Below are 7,339 nucleotides of genomic sequence, written 5' to 3'. Positions count from 1 at the left end.
TTATTTTCAGTTCCATTAGAACCAGCAACAACACAATTAACAAAAGTACCATTAACAGTAGTATTAAACGCAATAGTGAAACTTGCAGACTGACCAACAGCTAAAACACCATTATAATTAAATAAATTACCATTCTTACTCCACTTATCACCAGTGAAACTATCATAAATCAAACCTTCAGGCATATCCTCTTCAACAAAGACATTACCCAAATCAACGTCACCGGTATTAGTAACAGTAATCAAGAACAAAGTCTGCTCCCCAACCATAACATTAGGAGTCAAAGACTTCTTAGTAACATCCATTGCCGGTTTTTTTACGGTAGTAGTGTTTTCAGTGGTCTTATTCTCAGTCTTATCAGATCCCGCTACAACACAGTTAATAAATTTACCAGTCACAGAAGTGTTGAACGCAATAGTAAAGCTAGCAGACTGACCAACAGCTAAAACACCATTATATTTAAATAAATTACCATTCTTACTCCATTTATTACCAGTGAAACTATCATAAATCAAACCTTCAGGCATATCCTCTTCAACAAAGACATTACCCAAAGCAACATCACCAGTATTAGTAACAGTAATCAAGAACAAAGTCTGCTCCCCAACCAAAACACTAGGAGTCAAAGACTTCTTGGTAACTTCCATAGCTGGCTTATATACATTAGTCTTATTTTCGGTAGTCTTATTATTAGTTTTATCTGATCCTGCGACTACACAATTGGTAAAGCTACCTGTTTTGTTAGTATTGAATATGATTGTGAAACTAGCTGTTTCTCCAACTTTTAAAACATTGTTGTAATAGAAGAAGTCTCCGGATTTCTTCCAAAGATTTTTGTTGGTATAATCAGCATACTCCAAATCAGCAGGCATATTTTCCTTTACGAAAACATTATTCAAATCAACTTCTCCAGTATTTCGAACAGTGATTTGGAACTTGGTCTGTTCGCCTGCTTTAACATTAGGAGTTAAGGATTTTTTAGTAACATCCATTCCAGGAACTTTAGGGATTTGAGGAATTTCCTTTACGGTTTTTTTATACCCGAACAATTTTTGATAGGTACTTTGTGAATTAAAAGCTAAAAACTCATAGGTTGTTTCATAAGTCCCATCATTATAAGTCATTTTTTCCTCATTAATCCATTCCCCATTATTGTGTCTGTTAATAATATCATAATAGGCATTTTTTAATTTTGGATATTTATCTAAATCACCCATATAATAAGGTGAGTCATCATAACGAGATAAATACCATATTAAATGTTGGGTATATGAGAAAGAACCTAATCCAACTCGAGGAATAACTACTTTTTCCTGGAATTCAGGATTATCTGCATAATAGATTACAGCCAATCTTAGTTTATTATCAACACGTTCATTTGTTCTGTAATCGTGCTTCAATGTATTTACATGTACAGTATAATATGGAGTATCAGATTTTGGAAAAGTACCTGTTCTATCTGCACAAAAAGCTGTAAATCCATTAGACATCGGAACATAATCTGCCCCTTTAGCTTTTGTAGTTACAGTTTCCCAATATCCTAAAATATCATTTTCTTGGATATTTGATAAACTTAAAGTTCCATTATAATCTTCAAAACTTTCATCAATTGATAAACCTAAAATTTCATCATTATCATCAATACTTGCCTCGTTTGACAAACTTAATTCACTATTGTCTTTAATATTTTCTTCATATGATAAGCTTAAAGCATCATCTCCGATAGCATAACTTTCTCCAACACTTGAAAGTGCAGGTTCAGTTATATTAGCGCTAGCGCTAACTGCACCAAATGCGGCAGATAAAACGACTAGCATGAATAATATGTATATAAAAAATCTTTTGTTCATAATTACACCATTTTTAAATATAAAATTTTCTTTTTAACTTAAATATCACCTGATATGTCAAATTAATAATTTAATACATTTTTGTTCTTCAATTAATAAAATATTTAAAATTTTTGTCTTTTTTATTCATTCGATTGTTTTACTCGGAAAAAAGGATAACTCAAAATAATTAATATTCATAAAAATTTGCACAAAATCAGAAAATGTTTGAAAAGTAGAAAATGAAAGTAAGTAAAAATTTGAAAAATTAGGATTGAAAATTGCATATGTAAAAGCTTTCTCACTGCCCACAATTAAATTATCTATGGAAAAAGCAAATTTTGTATGTAATTTATCACATGATATAATAATATTTTTATCAACAACATGCGTCAAGATATGACAATAATCATTGTAAAATATAATATCATCATGAGTCAATATCTTAAATTTATCAATATCTTCGAATTTAAATAAATTAGACTCAAAATCCAAATCTGCATTACTGTTTAAAATTTCATTTTTCAAAACTTCAATACAAAAATGTTCAATTTCATTTAAATTTTCAAGGTCGTTAATTATATAAGAATTATCATACTCTTGATTATAAATTGGAGTTAATTCCTCCTCACTGACAACGTCATTTTCAACAACATCATCTACTTCGAACTCCTCAAAATCAAGTTGATCGACTTCGTCTGATTCCTGGATTTGAATTTCAGAATTATCAATACTAACTACATCATCAACATCACTTGCAGAAACTGCAGAGATCAAGAATAATGTTAATATTATAATCATCATGAATTTTTTTATCATAAAATCACCAAAGTCGATATTCGTACAATAATTTTTTCCTTAAAAATAGCTATCTAAATCAGTAACTAAAATTATTTAAAATTTTCATCATATATAAAGGTATACATTTTAACCATAAATTTTTAAAAAATTAATCAGTCAGTATCTATTTGATATTTTTTTTATCTGACTGTTTAGAAAATTTTAAAAAAATAGACATCTTAAAATTATAACTTTGTTATATAAAATAGGTTCCAACAATACAAATTTTTGTTTGTATATTATCAAACAAAACAAAAAAAATCTTGGAAAAAAAATCTATAATATATTGAAAAAAATGTCGAAATCGGGGGTTAAATTTGATTTTAATGCCTAATATAGCTATTTTACGAATTAAAATATTAAATTTTCAAAATATATATTGTAAAAAATATTGTAAAATAAAAATTAAGATTATTTAAATCGTTATAAACATTTTAAAGATGCAAGCAGGTGCTTACACTCAAAAGCAGTCATATAATTTATTTTCAAAAAATAGATGTTGTAAATTAATAATCATGATTTTTTAATCAGGTGAAAAATTAATCAAAATTAAAACAAACACTGATAACCAACACCTATTTTCAATTTCATACCCATATCTACAAATGAAATTACTATCACTTAAATCAAATTTACGATTATTTATTCCAATAGTCAATTAATAAGTACTAAAATAATTATAGTATATGTTAAAATAAAATAAGCTATTAATAAAAAATAGTTATTGCAATTTTATAATACACATCAAAAAAATAAAAAAGAGAGGGAAATTAAATTTCCCGTTAAATGTTTATTTTCTTCTTCTTAATGCAGCGGTTCCCAATGCGATTAATGCAAGTAAAACCATTATTAATGGATTACCTGTAGCTGGAAGCTCATTAACTACTTCAGGAGGGTTGACAGGTTCTACATCCGGAACATCTTCCACAACAACACCATCATAATCATAGTTGTTTGTCATGTTAGGATCGTATGTATCACTTTCAACTCTTGCCTCATTGGTAATTACACCAGTGCCTAAAACAACCGTTTCAATTAAAATGACTGCTTCTTCACCATTAGCCAAATCACCAATGGACCATACTCCAGTCATTGCATCATATGCACCTTTGCTTGCATTATATGAAACAAATTGCAATGCTTTAGGTAAAACGTCAATAACTCTGGCATTAATTGCAGTGTCCGGACCTAAATTCTTAACAGCAATGCCCCAAGTGACATTATCACCACTAATATTAACTACAACTTTTGAAATAATCAAGTCAGCTGCAGGTTTGACGTTAGTAGTATTGTTTGCATTGTTATTATCTTTATTCGGATCGAAAGTACTGCTATTAACGGTAGCAACGTTTACAATAGTTGAGTTTGCAATATTTACTAAAGTTTTAATGACCAATTTTTGAGTTGCTCCATTAGGCAAAACACCAACAGTCCAAACACCAGTACCCGGATTATACCTACCATAAGAATCATCTGACTGATAAACCAAGCCGTTAGGCAATTTATCAATCACACTAACATTATATGCACCATCAGGACCTTTATTAGTAACAATAATAGTCCATTCGATAACATCACCGAAATTAGGACTGGAATTGCTTACAATCTTTATAATAGATAAGTCAGCAACAGGATTAACATCAGTAGTATTATAAGCATTATTGTTAGATTCATTAGGGTCAAATGTAGTACTATTAACAGTAGCTGTATTGATAATAAATGCACTGGAAATGTTTACTAAAGTTTTGATGACTAATTTTGCAGTAGCTCCGTTAGCCAAATCACCAACATCCCAACGGCCACTAGTAGGATTATACTTACCCTGAGAATCATCAGACTGATAAACCAGCCCTACAGGTAGCTTATCACTGACATAAACATCTTTGGCAGCATCAGGACCGTTATTAACAACAACAATAGTCCACTCAATAACATCACCGAAATTAGGACTGGAATTACTTACAAATTTCTTAACAGCCAAATCAGCAGCAGGATTAACATCAGTAGTATTATTACCCACATTATTAGTCTCATTAGGATCATAAGTACTGCCATTAACAGTAGCCACATTAACAATACTTGAATTAGTAATGTTTACTAAAGTTTTAATGATTAATTTTGCAGTGGCTCCGTTAGCCAAATCACCAACATCCCAACGACCAGTAGTTGGATTATACATACCCTCTGAATCATCAGACTGATAAACCAAACCACTAGGCAACTTATCAATCACATAAACTCCTTTAGAAGCATCTGGACCGTTATTAGTAACAACAATAGTCCACTCAATAACATCACCGAAATTAGGACTGGAATTACTTACAAATTTCTCAACAACTAAATCAGCAGCAGGATTAACATCAGTAGTATTATTACCCACATTATTAGTCTCATTAGGATCATAAGTACTGCTATTAACAGTAGCCACATTAACAATACTTGAATTAGTAATGTTTACTAAAGTCTTAATTACTAAAGTAGCATTGGCACCGTTAGCCAAATCACCAACATCCCAACGACCATTAACAGGATTATACTTACCCTGAGAATCATCAGACTGATAAAGCAAACCAGCAGGTAACTTATCAATCACATAAACACCTTTTGAATCTGCAGGCCCATTATTTGTAACAATAATAGTCCATTCAATGACATCACCTAAATTAGGACTGGAATTGCTGACCAATTTCTCAATAGATAAATCAGCGCCTATTACACTTGTAGTATTGTTTGCATAAGTATCATTGGTATTATTACTCTTAGCTACAACAACATTAGTGAAATTACCCACATCTGTTGTATTGAAGACAACGAAGAAACTTGCAGTTTCTTTTAAAGCTAATTTTGAACTTAAAGTCCAGCTTAAATCATTATTTTTAATCCATAGACCAGTATTATCATACCATCCAGCATAGGTTAAACCATTGAATTCTAATTCACGAACAATAACGTCGTTTAACTCAGTCTCTCCAATATTTTCTACAATGATTTCAAATGTAACTTGCTGACCTGCAACTACAGTTTGATTAACAGTTACTTTTTTGACTTTTAATTCAGGTTTTAAAACTTTTACGGAATCATTAGAAGTTTTATTAGGAACTTCATCGGATTTAGCTACGATAACATTTGTGAAATTACCTGCTTCAGTAGTATTAAATACAACAAGGAAACCAAGATATTCGCCAGCCAATAAACTTGAACTCAAAGTCCAGCTTAAATCATTATTTTTAATCCATAACCCAGTATTATCTAACCATGAATCATAAGTTAAACCATCAAATGCAGATTCATAAACTGTTAAGTTATTTATTGCAACTTCACCAGTATTGTGAACAACAATTTCAAATGTAACTTGCTGACCAGTTATAACAGTTTTGTTTAAAGCGACTTTATTTACATCAAATTTAGGTTCAACGACTTTAATTGTATCATTGGATGTTTTATTTTCAGTTTCATTGGAAGTTACAGTAACAACATTGGTTAAAGATCCAACTTTTGTTGCATTGAATACAATGTAGAATTTAACAGTTTCGCCTATTAAAAGTTCACGGTTAAGAGTGAAGCTTAAATCATTATTATTAATCCATGAACTGGATGCATCAATAATGTGGTCAAATACTAAGCCTTCAGTGAATTTCTCATAAACTGTAATGTTATTTAATTTTCTATCACCAGTATTGTGAACAACAATTTCAAATGTAACTTGACTACCTACAAAAATAACTTTTTCTAAAGCGATTTTTTCAATAGTTATGTTAGAGTTGTTACCTTCAGGAACAACAGGAGGTTCTTCAACATAAACTGTAGTATTGTTATTAGCCGTTTTATTTTCAGTACCATTAGCACCTGCAGTAACTAAGTTAGTCCAATTACCTACCTTAGTTGCATTAAATATTACTCTTAATGTAGCAACTTCATTTGGTTGTAAAGATTTAATTAATTCCCATTTAGGTTTAACATCAAATGTGTAAGTCCATTCTTTTGTATCAATGAATGAATAATAAGTTAAACTATCATAATTTGTCTCTTCGATAAATACGCCAGTTAATGGGGTTTTACCAACATTTTTAATAACAATTTCAAAGGTTGTTAAGTTATTCAAATGAACAACTGGATTTAAAGAAATCTTTTCTACGGTAAATTCTGGATTAACAACTGTAGTTGTATTGTTGGTAGTTTTATTTTCTGTATTCTTACCTCCAGCAACAACTACATTGGTGAAGTTACCTTCTTTAGTAGTATTGAATACAACAAAGAAACCATGAACATTATTTACAACAAATACACCATTATAAGTCCATTTATGTTTACCGTTTTCATTTGATTCAATCCAATGATTACCCAAACCATAAGCATGGTCAAATACCAAACCATCATACTCAGATTCAATAACGTATACATTATTTAAATCAATATCTCCGATATTTTGAACGACAATTTCAAATGTAACTTGTCCGCCGACATTGACAACAGGAGTTAATGTAATCTTTTCTACTAATAATTCACCAATTGGATTAACATCTGTAGTGTTGTTACCTTCGTTATTAGTCTCATTAGGATCATAAGTACTACTATTAACAGTCGCAACATTCAAAACAGTAGCATTACTAATATTAACCAAAGTCTTAATCACCAAAGTAGCATTAGCACCATTAACCAAATCACCAACA

Annotated in this window: 2 protein-coding genes and 1 pseudogene; all 3 read right to left on the bottom strand. The window is 30.4% G+C overall.

Translation table 11 applies throughout. From position 1 onward, the window contains the following. A partial coding sequence (locus tag ACKI44_RS07950) for a hypothetical protein (RefSeq protein WP_407423250.1) occupies positions 1 to 1,850 on the bottom strand: 1,850 nt, incomplete at its 3' end. Between the two features lie 126 nt (positions 1,851 to 1,976). Then, a complete protein-coding gene (locus ACKI44_RS07945) occupies positions 1,977 to 2,648 on the bottom strand; it encodes a hypothetical protein (RefSeq protein WP_407423248.1) in 672 nt (223 codons plus the stop codon). Positions 2,649 to 3,459: 811 nt separating this feature from the next. Next, positions 3,460 to 7,339: pseudogene (locus ACKI44_RS07940) on the bottom strand (hypothetical protein); the annotation flags it as partial.

Origin of the sequence: Methanobrevibacter sp. (assembly GCF_045646205.1) — an archaeon.
Lineage (GTDB): Archaea > Methanobacteriota > Methanobacteria > Methanobacteriales > Methanobacteriaceae > Methanocatella.
The sequence above is the reverse complement of the archived record's forward strand: the minus strand, read 5'-3'. Positions and strand labels throughout refer to the sequence as shown.